Here is a 21,853-nt window from a genome sequence, read left to right on the forward strand (position 1 = left end):
AGGCCTTTAATGGCGCACTACATTAAAATCATTATCCTGTTTCTGACCGGGATTGGCGGATGTTTTGCAAACACTAATGATGAATTAAGGCAGTATCAAGAGGAGGGGGCTCACCAAGTATCAACCATTTCGAGTAAGACAATCGAAATGCTAAATCGTACGTCCTCACGGAATCAATCAGAGCACCAATCATTGATTGATACACTCATGCAACGCAGCGCGGACGGTTTACAAAGCAATCAAAAACCGCAGAGAGTAGAAGGTGCCATTTTATTTGTATCCTTTTCCATGCCCGACTCACTTCTATTTGCATTGAGCGATGAAGCAGCACGGTTTCATATTCCCGTGGTCATTAATGGCTTAGTGGATGGTGATTTTAAACAAACCATAGAAACATTTAAACGCCTTAATAGCGAAGCTCAAAAGCAGCATTTAAACTTTAAGGGAATTTCTATTGATCCGGTCTGGTTTAGTCAATTCCACATTACAACGGTTCCAGCGCTTGTAGTCACAGAGCCCTCCAAGTCTTGCGGTTCAGGGCAGTTCTGTGCCAATCAACCCTTTGATGTAGTCTATGGCAATGCAAGCATAAAAAAAGGACTGGAGCTCATCGCCCAGAAAGGAGATGCAGGAGCCACATTAGCGGCCACCATATTGGAGAAAGGCCATGTTTAGATGCATGTTGGCCATCGTCTGTATTTTTGGATTTGGCACGTTCTCAGCTGCCAATACAACAGCGCAGGACTTTCAGAAATTAAAAGAATACGCAAAATCTTTGGGGAATCAGCCACTGAGCGCCATGAATGAATTTAAGCCCCAGAATACCTTCAAAGACTATACGGAAAATCCCTCGCAATCGCTTCATTATCAGGGGGTTGAAACTGAAAAAACGGATTTAAGTACCTTGGCTGCGAATGCCTTAAAAAATGATGCCGGTGGACATACTGTGACCGAGCATTTTGGTCAGCGCCAGTTTGAAATCAATACTAAAAATGAAGCGATTAAAAACGCCAAATTAATTGAAGAAGAAAGTTATGCGATTACCCATGGACAATCTAATGAGCGGATTAAATGCGATGAAAAGCCACAGGCTTGTGAGATTAAGTCGCATGAGGAAATCTGTCATACATCAAGGCAATTACCAGAACAACAGTGTTTAAAAAAACGCAAAGTAACCGTGAACACAGAACGATGGAGTCAAAGAGCTGACTTTGAGGTATGGGTTCATAAAAAATGGACTGGACTCATAGCGGTTAATCTTATAACGGGTGCGATGACCAATAGCGCAGGAGGACATTTAACCAATCCTGTTAAATTAAATCATCCCTGCGAGGAGATGAAAGCCACAGTACACTCCATTCTAAATAATGGTGGTTCTGCTCATTGGGTGCGTGTTGTGGGACTTCCAACCTGCCAGAATGGAGGAGTAATCACCCTGTATATTTCAGATAAGTTCAGTCGCTATTACCCAATTCAAGTGGCATTGACGATTAATGCTCATTCTAAATCCTATGTGGAAGAAGAGCACTGGGATAATGAATGCGCTGCTCTTGAGACAAACAACCTATGTCAAAAAACACAAGAGCAGTGTACTGATTCCAATCCAACCCGTGTCATTAATGGCCTGCCCGTCACCCGCGATTGCTGGGAGCTTAATGCACGATATCAATGCGCATCCGCTGCAGCTGATGAATGTAAAACGCAACGTGAAAAAGGATGCTTACAGGCAAGCTCGCGCTGTACATTAATGAACAATAATGCCTGTTCACTCTATGAGCAGGTATATCGTTGCGATGAGACAGTCTGCCCACAGCCTGTGGCTTGTGTGCGTGATCTCTTTTGTGCCGATGGAGACTGCACGGAACATGCTGCGACTCAGAATGATGGTTTTGGAGAGGCCATGGCACCCATGGCCGTTGCAGGAGCTGCTGGCGCTGAGTTTGGTAAAACGCAGGCCACCTTATTTTCAGGCCATCCCGTTCAGTGCAAAATCTGGGTTTGGGACATTATTGATTGTTGTTCGAATGAAGGCTGGGCTGACAAACTCCATATCGATTTGTGTCGTGAAGAAGATAAGGCTTTAGGCAAAGCCAAACTCAATTATCTGGCTCATTACGTAGGCGAATTCTGCAGTCAGAAAGATCCCATTTTTGGCACCTGTCTGGAGCACAAACGCACCTATTGTGTCTTTGACAGCAAAATGGCGCGCATTATCCAGGCCGAAGGACGTTTAAGACAATTAAATCCCAATGCTTTAGGAGATGCGGAGCATACACGCTGCGCGGGGCTCAGTGTGAATGAATTACAAAGCCTTGACATGGGGCGCATCGATTTTTTAAACCCTGTCTATCCATTTCCCCAAGGACAACCAACAAAAGAAGCAGGAATTGTAGGCGATGTCGTTTTAAATAGCCCCGACGCTTCAAAAGCAATGGATGAAATCAAACGGCGAGTCCAGAAAAAGGCAGAACAAAAATGAGATTATTTACTATTATTTTAATGTTACTTTCCATGCCGGCCATGGCTGATTTAGTAAGTCCACCTGCTCATGGGTTTCATTGGTACAGTACAGAAAACAAAGAACCTCAGATGAAACCTGTTCAAATTCCAAAGGTGTCAAAGCCTGCGCTGACTCCATATGAAGAGCTCATGGAAGTCCGCAAAGCCACCATGAATAAGCTCGCAACGGCATTAATTGCCCCATCATTTGATGCAACCTATGAGTACATGAAAGCCCAGCAGGTGTATGCCAAAAACAATCAGAAATTTGTCCAGTACTGGCAACAGGTGCTGTTGTCTCATCCTGAGCTGGATCATTCCTTAAATTTTCCAACTGACAATACGGCTGTGGCCATTCGCAATGATTCAATGAATCTTTTAATGGAGAGGGTAGTCCGAGAAGGGGCTAAACGTTATGGATTAATCCTTTTTTACAAAGGGAACAGTTCCATTTCGCAAAAATTCATCACTCATCTTGTGCCATTCGTCAATCAGACCCACTTTTCAATGATTTCGGTCACAACAGATGGACAACCCATTGAAGGTTTGCCTAATCCTAAAAACATACCTCTTCATGAAATACAAAAAACAATGAATTTACAGTCACGCTACATGCCCGCACTGTTTCTTGTTGATTTAAAAACACAAAAAATGTCGCCTTTATCTTATGGTTTCGTCTCCACAACCGAGTTAAAAGAACGCCTGCTGGATGTGGCGACTCATTACAAACGATACAGCTATGAGGGGTTTGAAGCATGATTGTCCGCATCATTTTTTTACTGCTTTGTTCTGTAATTAATCCATTGCACGCCAATGTGGCAGTTGAAGAACTCAATGCACTGTTATTGAAAAAGCAAGCCCCTAAAGCTTTTGCACAGAAGGAATCAGCTGAAGCTAAAGATTTATCCCAAAATTATTATTTTGCATTTATTTATCGAAGCACCTGCCCACATTGTAAAAAATTCTCCCCTGTTTTAAAGGATTTTTCAGAAACATTCCATATTAAGGTTCGTGCTTTTAGCCTGGATGGAGAGTCCCTGGATGGACTCGATACCACACCATTAACACCTGAGCTTTTTCAAACATTCTATGTATCAGGAGGGTATAAGCCTACGGTTCCCGCCTTGTTTTTAGTCAATCGACATACCCTGGAGGCCTACGCTGTCTTGTTTGGAGAAGCAACTCCTTATCAGCTGGCACAAAGAGTACATGAATTAAAGCAACACATTGAGGAGAAATTTAATGATTAGAGCTCTTGTGCTAACCGTTGTTGCGTCTTTTACTTGCGTGACAGGAAATGGTGTTCATGCATCAGCCAGTGCCGATTTAAATCATTTTTTTAATAATCTTGGTTATTCTGCGAATGTCACGGGTAGCCATTCCTATGAATCACAGGCAGCAGGATTTGCATCATTAGGCTCTGTCTATGCCAGAAATCAGGTGCGTTCCATTCAGATAGCTCACGTTGATGTACCTGGGTTTCGCTCAGGATGTGGCGGAATTGATATTTTTGCAGGTGGTTTTTCCTTTATTAAATCAGAGCAGATTGTTTCCTTCATGCAGAATATTTTAAGTAACGGGGCAGGCTATGCAATGAACCTTGCACTGGAGACCGAGCTGCCTGAAATTGCTCATGCCATGCAATACATGCAAAAGCTGGCAAATGACATTAATGGGACAAATTTTAATTCGTGTGAGATGGGAGAAAACCTGACTGCAGCGCTTTATCCCAAAAATAGAGCGGCACATCAGCGTTTGTGTGAGGACATCGGGCGTAATCGTAATGTATACACCGATTGGGCAGAAGCCCGACATAAATGTTCGACAGGAGGGGAGATTGAAAAGCGATTGGAACAGGCAAAAAACGATTCAGAATATAAAGACAGGGCTCTTTTGAATACCAACGTAGTTTGGGATGCATTACAACTGAATGAATTCATCAAATCAGATACAGAAATTTCAGAAGTCTATATGTCGATTTCAGGAACACTGGTATTTGATGCCAAAGGAGGGATGCAAACGTATCCCTCTTTAGCGACTAATCAGGATTTTGTAAAAGCCTTGCTCTATGGAGGCAAATTACCCAGCTATAAGTGCACTGATTCAAACAAACCCATAAAATGTGTTGCCATCAATGTGAAAGGAAGCCAGGAGATCAGCAGCAAAGATGCTCTGGTTTCTCAGGTACAAGCCATCCTGCAGGGAGTTTATGAGAATATCAAATCAGGGACGGCCTTAACGCCACAACAAAAAGGGTTAATTGAACTAACCCAGCCGTCTGTATTTCAGCTCATTTCAGCCAGTGCACAACAGAATATCGGCATACAAAGCAGTTATGAACTTGCTCAGAGTGTAGCAACGGATTTGCTTGCCCAGTATCTTGCAAATTCACTTGAAGTGATTCGAGCATCCCTTGCAGGGCGTGATTTAGGTAGTGATCATGAAGAGAAATTATTTAAAAACCTGCAGGTAGCCCAACAATTTGTAGATAATTTTAATAGCGAATCACGAGCACGTTTTAATGCCGCACTGACCACCAATCAATTGGTTCAAAACAACGTGAAGCAGGCGCTTAATGCCCTTAATCCCATCTTAAGAAAATCATATACCGGAGGGGCACAATGAGCCCATTATTAATCTACACCCCACAAAATGGGATTTATTTAAAAGAGTTGCTTGATGGTATGGCCGCTTTGCTTACTGAATCTACCTTTAGTACGGCGTGTGACATTATCATGATTCTATCCGTTGGTATGGTCGGTTATCAGTACGTGATGGGGAAAAAGCTCGAATCATTAACTCGCTTTGTGCTGACCACCTTTTTAGTCATGTATTGCGTGCTAGGCATTAAAGTGCCTGTGGCTATAATTGACATGCAGACAGCCGAAGGAGCAGGAGAGGCCTTAACAGTTGATCATGTGCCTTTAGGTGTTGCATTACCTGCAGCAGTCATTAGTGGCATGGGGTACGGAATAACAACTGCTTTTAGTGATGTATTTCACATGCCAGATAGCCTGGAGTACAACAAAACCGGAATGATTTTTGGTGCAAGAACCTGGCTTGCGGCAACCCAGACAAGGCTCTCCATGTCGCCTGATTTGGCACAAGACCTATCGTCCTATATCCGTCAATGCGTGTTTACGGCAAAACTTTTGGCAAGTCACCAATTAAGCCCTCAGGAGCTTACCCAAAGTGCTCATCTATCTAAAACCTATTTTGAGAGCCCATCGCCTATTTATCGGGTGATTCTGCACAATGGAGACAATTTAAGTTGTGCTGATGCAGCAGCCAATTTAAAAACTCGATTGCCCGTTGCAGCCAAATTAGAGTTGGAGCGTCTTAATCATCTGGTAACCACAGGTGCTTTAGGATCACGCAACACGGACAGCAGTTCTTTACCAGGCGAAAAGACTTTTGGTGACCGGCTGCAAGCTGCTCACAAATATTACATGAACATTACCGAAGATGCGGCTGAAACACTTACGCAGAATATCTTAATTAATGCGACCCGAGATGCTGCTGCCGATGCTTTTGCTTTTTCAGGAGCTGATGCGGCACTCATGAATTACACCAATACGGACAGCACTCAAAAAATGCACATTGCCGAAGCCAATAGCTTTTGGCTTGCAGGATTTCGCCTGCCTTACTATATGACCGTGATGTGGATGCTAACGCTGTGTATTTTTCCATTAGTTGTTTTAATTTCATTTTTCCCGACCCTGAGTAACGCTTATTTCTTGTGGGTACAATCTCAAATCTACCTTTGGTCATGGCCGCCGATGTTTATTATTTTTCATTGGTTTGTTTCTATGGCCTCAAGTACTACCATTACTTTGTTTGGTCAAAAAACCGGAGGTGTGACCTTCTCTAATATCGATTCATTAGCGAGCATGCACAGTAATTTCGCCTATACGGCAGGCGCATTGGCGGCAAGTGTTCCTGTTATTGCCCTGTACATCACGAAAGGATTGGGACAGATTTTAAGTACCTCCTCCCAGCATTTTGGTGGTATGGCACAATCTTTGTCAGTCAGTGAAGCACAATCTGCAGCTGCAGGTAACATCTCAATGGCAAGTTACAGCGGTTGGAATATGAACTATGAAAATACCAGCGCCAATAATGTTTCGGCTAACAAGCACGATACCAATTGGACGAACATGCATGGGATGCACACGGAACAATTGGGAAGTGGAGTGCTTAAGACGACCACAGGCCATGGAGATGCTGTTTTTGATGTAAGTCCTGGGATGTCACGAGGACCCGTACACATTTCAGATACAAAGGCCTTAAGTGGCTCTTTAAATCAGGCTTTTGAGGAATCCAGGCAGGCTGCAGCCAATGAAAGCCAGCATTATCAAACGTCCTTATCCAGTTTTGCGCACAGTGCCGTACAATTATCGAAAATGCAGGGACATGATATGCGTTTAGGCGATGGAGTATCTGAAAGCGAATCCGGTCAATACAGCCAGGCCTTATCGACCATGACGCATATTGCCTCGGATGTAGCTAAGCGCGAAGGGATAAGCCAAGAGGATGCGCTGGCTCATATGACCTCAGCTGGATTAAATGCCCACGTCGGAGTCGCAAGTGAAAAAAGTATGCTGGGAAGTATTGGGCGATTTGCTTTTGGAGCAACAGGAGGTGCTGATAGTCATGCCAAGTTCGATAGGTCATCAACGAGTAGTGATCGTTACCATGAGGGTACGGACAGCAGCATGTCAGCGAAGGAAGCAGAAGACTTTAATCAGGCGCTTAATTACGTGAGCCAGTTTGCACAAAACCATCATTTTGATAACAGCCATTCGGAAGGGGCAAGCCTTTCGAATCAAATGGGTACTGACTTGCGGGAAGCACAAACGGCAAGTCAAAACTACGATGCCTCGATGTCTAAAGCCGCTCGCATTAGCACGGCCAGGAGTTATGTGGAATCAAACTCCGATCAGATTACAACCGATCTTAATCAGGCATTTCCTGGCTTTGTGGCACACCGCATTGGAGAAAAGGCACGAGATGAATTGTATTCTAATCCTTCAGATCTGGCTTCATTAAAACAATTACAAATGCTAGCTAATGAGTTTATCAGTGAACAACGAGAAGGTTTAATCGCACGATACGGCAATGCTTCTAAAAATGCTCGGATTGACTCCTTTTATCAGGATGCAGCAAATCCATTAAGTACCAAAGAGTCACAAATGAGAGCGGACTACCACAAAAACAGTAATGCATTGGAGGATTCTGGAAGGACTCTGGGAGTTGGCATGGATGCATCAAGAGCCGAAAGCATGCAGCAAAAAATTAATAATCAGGTCGATGCGGCGGTAAATAAAACAAGCAGTGGAGGAGGGCGTTTAAAGAGTCAATACCAGCAAGCGGTTGAAACAACGAACAACGATGTAGGCGAGGGGAAAAAACTGGGGCAAAGTAACGTCAACGCAGTTATACCTCGCCTATTTTACTAAATGGGTTGATCATCATGATAAATCAGCCCCAAAGAAGGAGCTTATCCATGAATAATGAAGAAATGAATTCACAAGAATTAAAAGAGGCCATCGCCTTGGATATAGAAACATTAAAAACATTGGACGTGGATATTATGCCGGCCAAGGAGTATTACCAGGCGAACAGGCGTTTGTTTTTGCATGTTTTTTTTAAACTATATGGAACAATACTTCTAGGATTTTTACTTCCACTCCCTTTTTATTGGAACGTATTGATGGTGGAGATTTCAACGCACGAGCTCATCTACATGTTTTTCTGGCTGCCATTAATGGCTCTAGGACTATGCCTTTTTGTTTTTCTATTCATTTACAGCACATTAAATCAATACATTTTGATTGACTATCAATTGAAACACAAACTAAGAACAGGCTCATTGATTGTAAAACAAATAAGAAGGGCTGGAACTATAGCCTATCGAATATTTGCGGGGATTGTTTTGATTCCTTCACTGTTCTTGTTTCCCAGTGCTGCCTTCTTCATATCCTTTGGCGCGTTTTTCATCAGCGGGATTTTAACGAGCATCCTTGTTGAAATGGAGCTCAATAGGATAGGCATCAGCGTGCTGTTTACTCTCATAAAGAATTATTTTGATAAGGACAAAAATGCCAGTGCGGCAATACCCTTAAAATAAACAAAACACATCAAAAAGAATAATTTTTAACCACAAATACAAGCAGTGGAAGCCGCTGCTTTGCCCAAAACAAGCTGGAGGAAGATATAATGCGCCATGAATCCAATTACAAACATTATACACGGGGCGGCCAGATCTCATTCCATAATCTGCGGATGTGGTTTCAGATTAACAAAGCGCTCTTTCATGTTTACTTATTCATTTGGGCAGGGTTAAGCATTGTAATGACCTGTATCTTTGCGCCACATGGAATGATAAGACAGACTGTGTCCTATCATGCGGCTCATTTTTATCACCTGGCAGGGGTGCCACATGTATTTTCTATCCCTGTTAAAGGGGGGTATGCATCACAAACTGTCGAACAGCTTCTCCACAATCACTATTTTTCTGCTACCTCCGATCGTTTACTGACACTCCTGTTACAGTCAACTCTATGGAGTTTTCCCCTATCGTTGATTGTGGCACTTTTGGTGAGCCGATATTTCATTTATCGAGGAAAGGTACAAACACAAAACCAATTTATACGAGGGGCTAGTTTAGTCCCATCAGAAACACTTAAAAAACAGATCATAAAGCAAAGAAAAGCATCTGATTTACATCTTGATGGATTTCCCCTGTTGCAAGGTGCAGAGGTGCAGCATTTATTGGTTCATGGCACGGTTGGGATGGGGAAAAGTCAGTTCATTATGAAATTGATGGATTGTTTACGTGCACGAGGCGACCGAGTCATTGTCTATGACAAGGGATGCACGTTTACTCAGGCTTATTTTCAGGAAGATCATGATGTTTTACTTAATCCTTTTGATGCACGCTGTGCTAATTGGGATTTATGGCTGGAAGCCCCAAAAGATGAATTACTGGAAAACATGGCAGAAAGCCTCATCCCCATGCATGGAGAAAACGATCCATTTTGGGTTAATGCAGCACGCACCGTGTTTGCCTGTCTTGCAAGTCAAATGCGTGAGGATAAGGAACGTTCCCTATCCAAGCTGTTAGGGTTACTGGTAACGGGCGAGTTTAGTGAGTTGGAACCTTATCTCAACGGCACGGCTGCAGCGACTTTGGTCAGTAATAAAATAGAAAAAACAGCCATCTCCATTCGCTCCGTCATCACAACCTACCTTAAATCAATGCAGTCGTTAAGTGGGCTTGATGAATCTGGTAAGCCTTCCTTTTCCATTCGTGATTATCTGTTAAATAAAGATTTGGAGGGCTGGCTTTTTATATCAAGCAATGGGGAACAGCATAAATCTTTAAAACCATTGATTTCGATGTGGATTGCCATGGCATCCCTGACACTTTTGAGCTTGCCAGAAGATGCGAACAGGCGAATTTGGTTTATTTGTGATGAATTACCAAGCCTGCACAAATTACCCTTATTGGGTGAAACCATTGCTGAAGTCAGGAAATTTGGCGGCTGTTTTCTGCTGGGAATGCAGAGCTTTAGTCAATTGGAGAAGGTATATGGGCGTAGTGGGGCGGCTGAAATTTTTGACTTGCTGAATACCCGAGCCTTTTTTGCAAGTCCAAGTCATGAAATGGCGCAACTTGTCAGTAAGGAACTTGGGGATGAGGAAATTGATGATACCCGAGAAAATTATTCTTATGGAGCTAACTCCATTCGTGATGGGATTTCCTTAGGAAAAAACCGTATTACACGACCCTTGGTGACTTATCCTGAAATTATGGGGCTTGATCCGCTTACTTGTTATCTGCGATTGCCAGGTCAATATCCTATAACAAAATTGGAGCTTCATTATCAAAAAAGAAGCGCGAAGGCTTCAGGTTTTCTACCTCGTGCCATACCGTCTCTTCCTGTTTCTAATACCAGCATTAAACATGTGCCTGTTGTTAATGAGTCCTCAGACAGTCGCTTTAATGCGCAAGAGTCGACTAATTCCAAGCGTTTCCAAGGTGAATACGAGATTGAATCTATTTTTTGATAGAGGAATAAATTATGTTAAGTCTGCGAGTTAAACCGATTAAAATGCCAGGTTATTATTTTGATAAGGAAAATTATTACTTTTCAAATCAATTGACCACCGAATGGGTGGGGTTAAGTGCTGAGCGACAAAACCTTTCTGGAGAGGTTAACGTACTATCCCTTGAGGCCGTTGTTCGTGGTGCATTACCGAGCGGCGATGTCATTGGCCTCAAAACCCAATCCGGCGAAATCAAGCATCGTGGCGGATATGATCTGACCTTCTCCGCGCCTAAATCGGTGTCCTATCTTGGTTTGGTTTGTGGCCATAAAGAGTTTATTGATTTGCATTTAAATGCCGTAAAAACGGTATTAAAACTCATTGAGAAGGAAGCTGCCGAAGCACGCAAATCAGGAAAAGAGGGTATGGAGTATGAAAAGACTGGCAATCTGTGTTTTGCGACCATCCTCCATGACACCTCCCGAGAGCTTGATCCTCAGCTCCATGTGCATGCACTTTTGATGAATTTTACTGAACGTCTTGATGGCAAGTGGCGTGCTTTAGCCTCTGATATCAGTCGTAATCACGGCACTATGGAATGGATTATGGACAACCAAATCTTTTTAGGGCTTGTGTACCGGTCTGAAATTGCTCTTGGTTTAAAAGAAATGGGGCTCGAAATAGAACATACAGGCGATGCCCATGGTTTATTTGAAATCAAACATTTTGATAAGACATTGCTGGAACGAATGTCTAAACGCCGTACCCAGGTTGAAGAACACATTAAAGGGATGCACTCAAATTCGTTAAAAGCATATGACAGAGCAACTCTGGATTCAAGAAAGTCAAAGGAAGTGGTTTCCCCAGAGGAATTACGCATGCGATGGAAAGCAGAAAGTGAAGCGCTGGGAGTAAATCCTGCCACCTATCTGGCCACTTTAAAGGATAAAACCAAAGAATCGCATACGCCTAAAGAAGCCATGTCCAATAATCAAGAACTCGATAGAAGTGTTCTTGATGCAATTGCGCATTTAGAAGAGAAAAAACTTACATTTACCTATCAGGAAGTGTTACAGACAAGTCTCTATTTTTCCTTAGGTGAACAGGGCTTTGAAGCGCTGATGTCACGGATTGATCAAGAAATTGATGCACAAAATCTGATTGCTCTTAATGCAGAAAACTCCTCTTTTACAACGAGTAAGCTCATTAACAAAGAACAAGAGCTCATAAAAAAAATCGTGAACTTCACACACCAAAAAAAAGGCATCGAACGAAATATGGATAAAGTGTGCAAACTCACCGATAATGAGTCCATTCAAAAGGCAGTAACTCAAGCCTTATTTAATAAAGATGGAGTTGTACGCATCAAGCAGCAAAGCGCTACCTCGCGTGAGCTTTTAAGTACTTTAATTGATTATTCACAGGATTCCAAAATAATTCGTATCCTTTGTCCCTCTGCTTTTTCTGCCAATACAATCAATAAGGATATGGCCAAATCAGCGCCTACACTGTGGCAATGGATTTTATCTATTGGGAAACAGGATTTGTGTGAAACAGTAGCAGGCTTTAATTATCGTCATGGTTCAGAACATAAATTGCCCTTTTTTCATAGTAAAAAGGAGCGCGAAGTACTGATTGTGGATGAAGCACAGCGCCTGGCTCCTGACGAGATGAATACTTTATTATCTATTGCCGATAAGCGATGTGCCAAGGTCATTTTTCTGGAAAAATCACAATCTCTGTCTGGCTTTAAATCCGATATTCCCGACTTGCTTGATAAAGCCTGTATAAAATCATTTGAGGTTGATGACAGAAAGGTGCCGGCCACCAGCATCAATCTTATAGAAGCCCAAACCGTTGAGGGACGTATTCTTAAAACAGCGCAAATGTACTGTAACTTGCCAGTAATCCAGAGGCAAAATACAAAAGTCTTTACTGTCTCAAAGCTCGAAGCTAAAGAAGTCAATGAAGCAATCCGTACTCAGTTAAAAGAGCAGGGAGAGATTTCATCAGATGAAAAGACTATAAATACATTAACCCGTATTCCCTTGACCCTCAGTGAAAAAAAACTGGCTAAAAGTTATCAGTCCAATTGGATATTAATCCATAACACCCGTACGGAATCAAAAAAATTCACGGTACTCGGTATTAATGAAAAAGACAATCAATTGATTGTTCGTAATTCCAATGGGGCAAGATCACTACTTGCTGCTAAAAATATTACAGATTCCATGCAGATTTATGAACAAACACCTTTATCGGTAGGAATCGGGGATCAATTAGTGGCCACTGCCAGTTTATCCTTTGAAGGATTAAAAATAGGAAACCAATATGAGGTTACTGCATTTACCCGACATGGAATAAAAATAAGAGATGGGAAAAGAAGCATTCATCTTATCACGAGTAACGAAAAGCATTTCCCATTGAGCCATGCCTATGCCAAAACCATGTATTCCGATGATCTTAAACCCGTGAAACAAACCATTATGACACTGCCAGCCTATGCGCTCAAACAAAATACCATGTCGCTTTTATGCGAATCCAGTAAAGAAAACGTAATGATTATTACGGATAATGTGGACAAGGCAAATCGATTTGCCATGAAAAGTGCGACAAAATCCTCCGCGATATCGCTGACTTTGGATGCCGCCAAAACAAATCATGGTGCACAGATTATTGACCATAGAACCACGAGTGATCTACTCAGTTCACTAGAGCAGGCCTTAACCCTATTAACCGCTAAAAAACCCCAAAAAAGTGATGCGGAAAAAGCGCTGCACTTTGCAATTGCTCACCTTTCAGAACGAGAGGCAGCCTTTACTCGATCAGATTTACTTGAAGTGGCCGTTCATCAGGCTATTGGAAAAGCAGGTCTTAATGAAATAGATAACGTCCTGGGTAATGCCATAAACAGTGGCGACTTAATATCTGGAGGGAACGAGTTTTTGACCACCAAAGAAGCGGTGGCATTTGAAGAATCGATTATAAAGAATGTTAAAGCGGGTATTAACATTCTTAAGCCATTGATGAGCAGTGATGAAGCGCAAAAACAACTAGAACTGACAGATCTTACCAAAGGCCAAAAAGAAGCTTGTGAGTTAATCACGACTACATCCGATCAGTTTATTATGATTCAGGGGTATGCAGGAACTGGAAAAACAACCATGACTCGCAGTGCTATTGATACCATCAAGCATGCCCAATCAATGACTCATGAAGAGGTTGAACTAATTGCGGTTGCGCCCACTCACCAGGCTGTAAAAGAAATGAGGGCTCTGGGAATTGAAGCCCAAACATTAAAGAGTTTCCTTATTGAACAAGAACAGGAATCGACATTAAGCAAAAAAACACTTGTTCTTATCGATGAATCATCCATGGTCTCTAATCGAGATTGCGCAAACCTCATGCAAAAAATTCATCATTCTGGCGCTCGTTGTGCAATGCTTGGCGATATTAGCCAACATCAAAGTATTGAAAGCGGTAAGCCAAGTAAGATATTAATTCAAGAGGGAAGCATCAGGGTGGCCTGTATGGATGATTTGGTAAGACAACAAGTTATCGAATACAAAAAAGCAATCGAAACATTAATCGCCGGTGATATTGACAAGGCCTTAGCTCAGTTAGCCAATCAACCCTTAGACTCAATCACCCGCACTAAAGCGGATAGTCCTTACCATAGCATTACCTCTTCAATTATTGAAACAGGCGATTCGACCAAAGACTACCTGCAACTGGAAAACACACAACAGCAATCAATAGATCCATTCCAGGAAGAATTAAAGCAAAAGAACCCCATCGAAATGGCTGTAGGAGATTATTTATCTCGTACACCATCATGCCGTGATAACACGATTGTTATCATTCATGAAAATAAAAAACGGGAAGTTGCAAATGGTTTGATAAGAGATGCCCTTATGAAAGAATCTACTTTAGGCTCCGAAAACAAAGAATTTCCGAGACTGTTAAGCACTAATTACACTACTGCAGAGCTTTATTATTGCGAAACATATCGGGATTGCTTAAAAAAGCAAGAGGAGTATTTTTTAAAGAAAGCGGAGCACTATTTCAAAGTGGTTTCAGTAGATGAATCAGCGAAAGTGGTAGTATTAAACGATGCGAAAGGAAATAAATGCCTCTTTGTTCCTGAAAAAGAAAATAAAGACTGGAAAATTGAATTGTTTCAATCGATGCCAGGAAGGGTTTCAGTTGGTGAAAAAATTCATTTTAAAAAATCCGATAAGACTCTAGGTCGATTCGCTAATGAAAGGGTACAGGTGACGGCGGTAAATAATGAGTCATTTACCGTAAAAGACAGTAGTGGTGTGGAACACGTGCTGCAAAAAAAATTGATGAGCGACTCCCATTGGGATTATAGTTATACGGCTACCAGCTATTCAATTCAAGGAGCTTCATCCCCATTTGTTATTGGGGTTGCTGAGACTAAAAATGCGCAAGTAAATCACCTGCGGTCGTTTTATATTATGGTAACGCGAGGCTCCTTGCAGGCAATGATTTATACAGACGATCATAAAAAGCTGCAAAAACAACTTCGCGTTACTCCTGAGAAAACTTCTGCATTGGAATCACTTAACCATCTGAATGTCCAAACAAAGCCCCCAATACCCAATGCACCATCAACATCACTCAAAGCAGCGCAAAGAATGCCCATAATGAAGAACCAGGAGCCTCGTTATGATGCGAATATGCTGTCACAACACTTATCCGAGCAGGCAGAGCTGGTAATAGAATCATTGCTAGGGCAGCCTAATCAAGCGCTTTCTTCCAAAACAGAATATCGATATGGTACTCACGGCAGCTTAAGCCTCTGTTTAAGCGGAGAAAAAAGAGGAGTTTGGCATAACTTTGAAACACAAGAAAAAGGAAACATGCTTCATTTGATCCAAAAAACATTGAATCTAAATTTTAAAGAAAGCCTTGAATATGCCGCCAAATTAACAGGTGATGACCTAAAGGAACGTATTAAAATAGCAAACAAAAACCCCAATAATTTTCAAGTGAAAGACACTGATAAGAAAAGAAAAACATCAGATTATGGTTTGCAATTGGTGCGAGAATCCAAACCTATATCAGGCACTATAGCAGAAAGGTATTTAAAAGAAATTAGAAAGATACATAATGTATCTGGGGAAAATATTCGATTTCATCCTAATGTCTATACCAAAGATACTGAGGAAGTACGCTACAGGCCAGCACTGTTAAATATTGCACGAGACAAAGACAATAAAGTGGCCTGCGTTGAAGTGGTATACCTGGATAATGAAACAGCAAATAAAGCAATAATGAAGATAAAACCCAAGAAATCTTATGGCTCAAAAGCAGGCGTTGGCGTCGTTTTAAGCGAGGGTAAAGGACATGAAAGTGTCACCTACATTACAGAAGGGGTGGAAACCGGATTAAGCGTTAGAGATGCAGTTCAAAATGAACGGGTTATAGCGACTCTTGGGAAAGAAAATTTTGTAAATATCGATATGGCATTACTTACAGATAAAATAGTCATTTGTATGGATAATGATGGCAAATCAATTAAAGAAGATAAGGTAATCATTCAAACCATTGAACGATTAAAACAGCATGGAAAAACTGTAGAAATTGCCATTCCGTTACATCAAAAAGACTTTAATGATGTGAATAAAAGCAGTGGGGTTCAAGGAGTGGTAGATATATTAAATAAAGCAACGAATGTCGATAAATTTATTGGCTGCCCTAATAAAATAGATATGAATCAAGATCAAATTAAGAAGTGTCTTGAGAGCATTTCTCGACAAATGAATCTCGAACTTCCTGAAAATAAAAATAATCCAATTGAGAAACTGAAAACCCTGCAGCGAGGAGAAATGGAAATATATTAATTACTTGAACGCAGTGCATCTAGGAATTTTATATGAAAAAAATGTTTGGAGTAATTTCTCTTTTATTGATAAATGGATCATCGGTCTACCTCATTTATCTCTATGTTTCAATAGCGTGCTCCACCAAAGTGAATAACCTGCTTCAGGTTGCTTATGAGCCATCTGGAATGCAAATGATTTTTTACTTTATATCGTTTCCAATTTTTATGGTTTTAGCAATATTAAGTCGTATTCATTGCTATTATTTTAATGTAAAAAATGGATTGACTTTATGTTTATTTTTAATCTGGTTCTTGTATTTTATGTTTATCATATACATTGATCGAATAGTTCATTTTCCTAAAGGGAATGAACTATTTTATTATGGTAGTTTGGCTATTTCATTAGTGGCATTTGCTTTAATTGGATTGACAACATATTTCCAGATGAAACAATTAATGACTTATTCAGAGTAAAATTTGAAGCTTAAAATAAGCCATATTATTTTTAAATTTAACTGGTAAATACCATTAATACTAACTTAATTATTGATATATCCTTCAATGAAATTATCTACTTTCTTCTTAAGTTCTGCGATATGTTCTTCGGCATTATTTGATTCACCTGAAAGTTTATTTTTATCATAAACACAGCGAAAAATATCAGCACTTATTCCCAGTAATCTTAAAAGATGAGTCGTGTGTTGACGATTCAATTCCTCCTCTTTTTCTAAGCGTCTTTTTTCATCTTCGCTGATTACTGGATTATCTTTATTGTGTAGGTATACCTTAATTCCTAATTCGATCATTTCTTTCATGGTTTGGGATGATGAATCATGTCCTTCATCTTTTTTAATTGTTTCGAGCTGATCAATGATTCTTTGATTTAGATAACAATAAGCCTTGGGCATACAATCCTCTTTTAAATTTATAATGCAGGTTCTGTGCATTGTTTTTACCTGGTTTAGAATAATTGTATCATTTAATAATGGGTGTCGAATAGGTGTGTATATTCGTTCAATAGATATTTTTTACTCATTCAATAGGTGTGGATTAGGTGTTGATATTTTATAACTTATTGATTATTATTAAAGAGTGGATGCACACCTATATAAAATAGGGGTGTTAGCAGATCTTAAAATGCCAATCCGCACGTAAGCTACTGAATAATAATAAAATGTTTTAAGCAATAAACATTGCGAGGGGTGTGTTCTTTTTTATTTGGTTTTGCTTTTTTTGTGTGTGTTTCACTGGCCATTTTAGTATAGTTTATTTAAATTAATATTTTGGGAAGCGCATAATAATTGCGTACTTGTGATTCACGGATTCTCTTATCTATAATCGTGTCACTGAACAGGGATATTTATATCATGGGCATATTAAAAAAAATTCTGAAAAAAATTGCTAAAATCATTCATTTTCGACCATATAGCGAATGGACTGAAAATGAAAAAGCAAAGTATGCTAAACAGAATTCTTTTCGTTCTTGCTCCAAATCAAATAATACAGAAATTAATCCTGCTACAGGATTACCAATGATTGGAGCTTTAGACAGCATGGGAAATTCTTTTGGTTCCAGTGCATCCGATAGAGACAATTATTGGAATAATGATTATCATCATTATTCAACGTACAATAGCAGCAATTATGATCCATTTAACAATCGTTATTAAAAGACACTAATTTTTATATTAAATTGAGGATTTATTATGGCTTTAATCAGCGCAAGAAAAGCACCTGAAACTGAAAAAATTAAGATCGAAATCAGTAAAGATATTTACTCAGAAATAAAAGAATACTGCTTATGGGCTGGTATTGATAACATTAGCCATTTTTTTGAAGAATCATCTACGATGATTTTCTCTAAAGACAAAGAATGGAAGCAATACAGAAAAGAGAAAAAATTAACTTTAGCATAATCAATTTAAAAAAGGATATTCAAGTGAAAAACAGTATTAAAAAAACGTGTAAATACATAGTACCCATAGCTATTATTAGCATATTTGTTTTTCACTCTTATTCAGTCCAATCAAAACTAGAGCAGAAAGAAAAACAAACCTATATTACTATAAAAGAGTTATCCGAACTTGCCGCGAAAAATCGAGGTGTTGAGCCAACTTTTCTGGATAAGGCAGTAATTGCTATTATGGATTGGCTCATCCCTGTCGCTTTTATTAATAAGAATGAATATCTCAAATTACTGTCTGAACATAAAAAAGAAATTACCTCAGAATCAAAAAAAATTTATGTGCCATCAAGCAAGATGGGGGAAGTTGTAGTCATCAAAAAATTTAAATTTTCAACACCGGAGATTAAGGAATCAAAATCCATACCTATGGGCAAAATTTTTAGTGCATTTGTCATCGCTCCCTTTCATGATTCTGATAGTCCTAATCAATTACAGTTTAAAATAAATATCAACCCCATTTCGTGCACCGCAATCTCTGATTCCATTTTAAAAACTGATTATAAATCAGGGAAAATAGTCGCAAAAATTAGCGAGATAAAGTGTGCTGATGATGAGTCGAAAATCATACCTTTAGAAGCAGTCGCACTTGTGTCAGGTAGGGTATTATCCTAAAAATGAATATTCGATCTCTTCAAATAAAAGCACATTCTATAGTCTTATGTTTTTCTTTAATTAAACGGAAGTTGGCGTTTCTTTTATTCATTGTTTTTCTGATAAATAGTAAAGCTATTTTTTCTTACATAAAGAGCTCTTTAACTGTAATCATTAACAAATTGGATGTTCTTATTTTAGATCACCAAATTTTTTATTATTTGGTGATCTTATCAATCAACATTCTATTAATTATCAAAGCATATTCAAGGTATAAAACTAACAAGATGAGGCATAAAGACTAGCAAAAAACACCTCTTGCAATTCAAAGTAATTCCCAATCTCCAAAGTATCCCTCTTTGGTTTTGATTAAATCCTCATAAACGCACATTTCTAAACCATTCCCTAATTCATCCCACCCCGTTAAATCCATGGCCTCCTTCAATGCGCTCTCAGTAACAAAAAAGATCCTTGGTACTCCATAAGTCCATATAATCACATCAACATCATTAAGGGTTGCGCCTTCAAATCCCCAATCATCCATTTCTTGTTCTGGGGTATTGCGTCCATGATATAATCTTAATTTCATAATTGTCCTTTAAAATTGATTGATTTGCTTGTCATCCGTAGAATGATGAACAAAGGAATACTCCTTTGCTCATCAATGCCTGCTTATCTTTTTATTTCCATCATTTTTTCAGTAAGAGTCCATAACGCACGATTTAATTTCACATTTTGATCAATGGCTTTTACTTCTCTGGTTTTGGTTCGAGTGGTGTAACCGTATTTATTTAAACGATGGCCACGGATCCCACCTTTAATTAAGTTTTCTTGCAGGACATTAAACACGGTAAACAAATCATTATCTTTTTGATCTACATAACGCCTTGGTTGCAATAAACTCTTAGGATTAACGATAATACCCCCCTCTGTATCAGAGAATTTTAGTGAGTGAGCAGCTTCTGCAAAAATCATTTTTTCATCGTCATTCAAGTGAATGGAAGCCATATCATCGGATACATCAAGCATGTTATTTGCTGTCTCAATCACTTTGTAGGTGCCTTCAATGACATTCCCAAGAACATCCCCCTGATGTTTAATTCTAATTTCGTTATACGCTTGTCCAGCGATCATTCCATTACTGCACACAACCCGAAAAAGACCCGCCATTAAGCGATAAGAAGACAAACCATCATGAGAGTTAATAAGAACCAATTCGGGATAAAGCCCCTGATTATTTTGCAGGACATCATGGCGTTGAAAACGGAGCATGTGTTTTGCAAATACTTTCGCTTCTTGGTTCTGGCTTTTGGTCTGGGTTGCCCAAGTGGGGAAAAAACCTTCTGACATTAATTTATCAATGATTTGCTCGGTTGAAATGGGCGAGTACTTGGTACTCGTTTTATAAGAGCTGGCTTGTGTGAATATGGATGGCGCTAATTTGAATAATTTATCTTTTGATAATACTGGTAACATGTTGTTCTCCTATGTTTTTACTATTGTTCTCAAGGAACAAATACAGTATCGCAAAAAACCGACCCAAGGTCAAAATTATTTATAAATTTTCTTTATAAACTTTATTTATTACAAATGTTGATATTTTAAGATGCACTTGTTATACTGTTCTTGTCTTAGTGACCAATAGTAAAAACATAGGAGAACAGCATGACTATTCCAGAAATTATCCAACGCCAATTACTGCACACAAATAAAGCGATCGTCTGGTCGTGGGGTGTGTCCAAATGGTATAAAGTATCCAATACAATGCTTGCAATACGAGTTCATGCACACCGCCTCAATGGGTTTGTATGCATCACATTGGATGAGGCACATGATTTGTATAACATTACTTTTTATTCAAATAAAACAGTTCCAGAGATGCTTAAGCATCCTGTTTCTGCATATGAGGCGATAGAAGGGGTTTATTGCGATCAACTCGTTGAGTTCATTGATAATATAATCGAAAGAATACCAAACTATAAATATTAAACCTTATCCAGCCTCCAATCGCTGGGGGCTAGAAATCATTTGAGGTGATTTAATGAAAAAATTATCATTTGCCGTTAAGGCAAACATGAATAAACCCCCTAGAGTTCATGTGCAATCAGCAGATAAAAAAACAACCTATGGTTCATTTCAAGCCAATAACTGTGATGAATTTGATGCCTGGAATAAATTAAGCCCAGAAGAAACCATTGAATTAAAGCATTATATGAACAATATGTCGGCTATTGAGCATTACTTTTCTACAAAGGCTCTGTCCGAACAAAAAGATTTTAGAATCAAATTACCCAACAGTTTTATAGGTACTATAGATGAAATAAGCAAGCTATGCTCTGAGGAAGACATCAACTTAAATGTTTATGATGCCATGATTAGTGCAGCCATTGGGCAGCTTAAAATCAAGACAGCAAGCCTTCCTGATGACAAAAAGCAGCAAGCCCTGATGCTCCTTAATCAACTCGGACTATCTGAAAATGTAAAATCGGATGTTTCCTTAAAAATACAAGCGGTATTCTCTGAATTATTGTCCATTCATAATAAATCAGAAAAACTGCACCAAAAATCCATAGTCCTTTTTAATAAAGATAAAAGTATTTCTCCGAAAACCATTGAAGAAATCGCAAAAGGTGATTTATCAACCTCCAAATGGTTAGTATCTTGTGCCATAGAGATTTTACTGGAAGAAAAACCAGATATTGTGCAAAAAATATTATCTGATAACGATATCTTGTTTTTGTGGGCGACTCCTTCACTAAAAAATAATAGGCCAATCAAGGAATTACTCGATAAATTAGGGTCTTTGAATAACTCCGAAATGTTAAGCAGCAAACTAAATTCCATGACAGACTTTAGTTAAAGACTTTCCAAAATATCACATTTATGCTATAAAT

Annotated in this window: 18 protein-coding genes; 15 read left to right on the forward strand and 3 right to left on the reverse strand. The window is 39.5% G+C overall.

From position 1 onward, the window contains the following. Positions 1 to 9: 9 nt before the first annotated feature. From trbC to Lani_RS15900, 10 genes are all read left to right on the forward strand, one after another. Entirely contained in the window at positions 10 to 675 is a 666-nt protein-coding gene (trbC, locus tag Lani_RS15855) for a type-F conjugative transfer system pilin assembly protein TrbC (RefSeq protein ID WP_101901819.1), read from the forward strand. After that, positions 668 to 2,479, forward strand: a complete 1,812-nt coding sequence (traN, locus tag Lani_RS15860) for a type-F conjugative transfer system mating-pair stabilization protein TraN (RefSeq protein ID WP_014845141.1) — start codon at positions 668 to 670, stop codon at positions 2,477 to 2,479. Before trbC ends, traN begins: the two co-directional genes overlap by 8 nt. After that, a complete protein-coding gene (gene traF / locus Lani_RS15865) occupies positions 2,476 to 3,258 on the forward strand; it encodes a type-F conjugative transfer system pilin assembly protein TraF (protein ID WP_014845140.1) in 783 nt (260 codons plus the stop codon). The genes traN and traF overlap by 4 nt, the downstream gene beginning before the upstream one ends. Next, a complete protein-coding gene (gene trbB / locus Lani_RS15870; RefSeq protein WP_014845139.1) occupies positions 3,255 to 3,749 on the forward strand; it encodes a type-F conjugative transfer system pilin assembly thiol-disulfide isomerase TrbB in 495 nt (164 codons plus the stop codon). The genes traF and trbB overlap by 4 nt, the downstream gene beginning before the upstream one ends. Further along, complete coding sequence (locus Lani_RS15875; RefSeq protein ID WP_014845138.1) at positions 3,742 to 5,124, forward strand: conjugal transfer protein TraH; 1,383 nt, start codon at positions 3,742 to 3,744, stop codon at positions 5,122 to 5,124. The genes trbB and Lani_RS15875 overlap by 8 nt, the downstream gene beginning before the upstream one ends. Next, positions 5,121 to 7,958: a conjugal transfer protein TraG N-terminal domain-containing protein gene (locus Lani_RS15880; RefSeq protein ID WP_014845137.1), complete on the forward strand. Its 2,838-nt coding sequence runs from the start codon at positions 5,121 to 5,123 to the stop codon at positions 7,956 to 7,958. The genes Lani_RS15875 and Lani_RS15880 overlap by 4 nt, the downstream gene beginning before the upstream one ends. A 47-nt stretch (positions 7,959 to 8,005) precedes the next feature. Further along, positions 8,006 to 8,629 (forward strand): hypothetical protein, encoded by a 624-nt coding sequence (locus tag Lani_RS15885; RefSeq protein ID WP_014845136.1) that lies wholly within the window; start codon positions 8,006 to 8,008, stop codon positions 8,627 to 8,629. A gap of 89 nt (positions 8,630 to 8,718) precedes the next feature. Continuing rightward, positions 8,719 to 10,572: a type IV conjugative transfer system coupling protein TraD gene (traD, locus tag Lani_RS15890; protein WP_014845135.1), complete on the forward strand. Its 1,854-nt coding sequence runs from the start codon at positions 8,719 to 8,721 to the stop codon at positions 10,570 to 10,572. Between the two features lie 14 nt (positions 10,573 to 10,586). Beyond that, the gene (gene traI, locus Lani_RS15895) at positions 10,587 to 16,421 is read left to right on the forward strand and encodes a conjugative transfer relaxase/helicase TraI (protein WP_014845134.1); all 5,835 of its coding nucleotides are present in this window, start codon (positions 10,587 to 10,589) and stop codon (positions 16,419 to 16,421) included. A gap of 32 nt (positions 16,422 to 16,453) precedes the next feature. Further along, a complete protein-coding gene (locus tag Lani_RS15900; RefSeq protein ID WP_019350439.1) occupies positions 16,454 to 16,876 on the forward strand; it encodes a hypothetical protein in 423 nt (140 codons plus the stop codon). 65 nt (positions 16,877 to 16,941) lie between these two features. On the opposite strand, the gene Lani_RS15905 is transcribed toward Lani_RS15900, so the two are convergent. Next, the gene (locus Lani_RS15905) at positions 16,942 to 17,310 is read right to left on the reverse strand and encodes a hypothetical protein (protein ID WP_014845133.1); all 369 of its coding nucleotides are present in this window, start codon (positions 17,308 to 17,310) and stop codon (positions 16,942 to 16,944) included. 393 nt (positions 17,311 to 17,703) lie between these two features. On the opposite strand from Lani_RS15905, the gene Lani_RS15910 reads away from it, so the two are divergent. From Lani_RS15910 to Lani_RS15920, 3 genes are read left to right on the forward strand one after another with little or no spacing between them, the layout of a single operon-like run. After that, positions 17,704 to 18,072, forward strand: a complete 369-nt coding sequence (locus tag Lani_RS15910) for a hypothetical protein (protein ID WP_255464430.1) — start codon at positions 17,704 to 17,706, stop codon at positions 18,070 to 18,072. Positions 18,073 to 18,108: 36 nt separating this feature from the next. Further along, positions 18,109 to 18,318, forward strand: coding sequence for a hypothetical protein (locus tag Lani_RS15915; protein WP_014845131.1), 210 nt, complete (start codon positions 18,109 to 18,111; stop codon positions 18,316 to 18,318). A gap of 23 nt (positions 18,319 to 18,341) precedes the next feature. Beyond that, a complete protein-coding gene (locus Lani_RS15920; protein ID WP_014845130.1) occupies positions 18,342 to 18,980 on the forward strand; it encodes a hypothetical protein in 639 nt (212 codons plus the stop codon). 304 nt (positions 18,981 to 19,284) lie between these two features. On the opposite strand, the gene Lani_RS15925 is transcribed toward Lani_RS15920, so the two are convergent. Then, positions 19,285 to 19,548 (reverse strand): hypothetical protein, encoded by a 264-nt coding sequence (locus Lani_RS15925; protein WP_014845129.1) that lies wholly within the window; start codon positions 19,546 to 19,548, stop codon positions 19,285 to 19,287. An 83-nt stretch (positions 19,549 to 19,631) separates the two neighbouring features. Next, positions 19,632 to 20,435, reverse strand: a complete 804-nt coding sequence (locus tag Lani_RS15930; protein WP_014845128.1) for a DUF932 domain-containing protein — start codon at positions 20,433 to 20,435, stop codon at positions 19,632 to 19,634. Positions 20,436 to 20,624: 189 nt separating this feature from the next. Here Lani_RS15930 and Lani_RS15935 point away from each other — a divergent pair, with 189 nt between their 5' ends. Further along, positions 20,625 to 20,948, forward strand: coding sequence for a hypothetical protein (locus Lani_RS15935; protein WP_014845127.1), 324 nt, complete (start codon positions 20,625 to 20,627; stop codon positions 20,946 to 20,948). Positions 20,949 to 21,000: 52 nt separating this feature from the next. Further along, positions 21,001 to 21,819: a hypothetical protein gene (locus Lani_RS15940; protein ID WP_014845126.1), complete on the forward strand. Its 819-nt coding sequence runs from the start codon at positions 21,001 to 21,003 to the stop codon at positions 21,817 to 21,819. Positions 21,820 to 21,853: the final 34 nt, after the last annotated feature.

It is taken from the genome of Legionella anisa (genome assembly GCF_001467525.1).
Taxonomy (GTDB): Bacteria; Pseudomonadota; Gammaproteobacteria; order Legionellales; family Legionellaceae; genus Legionella; species Legionella anisa.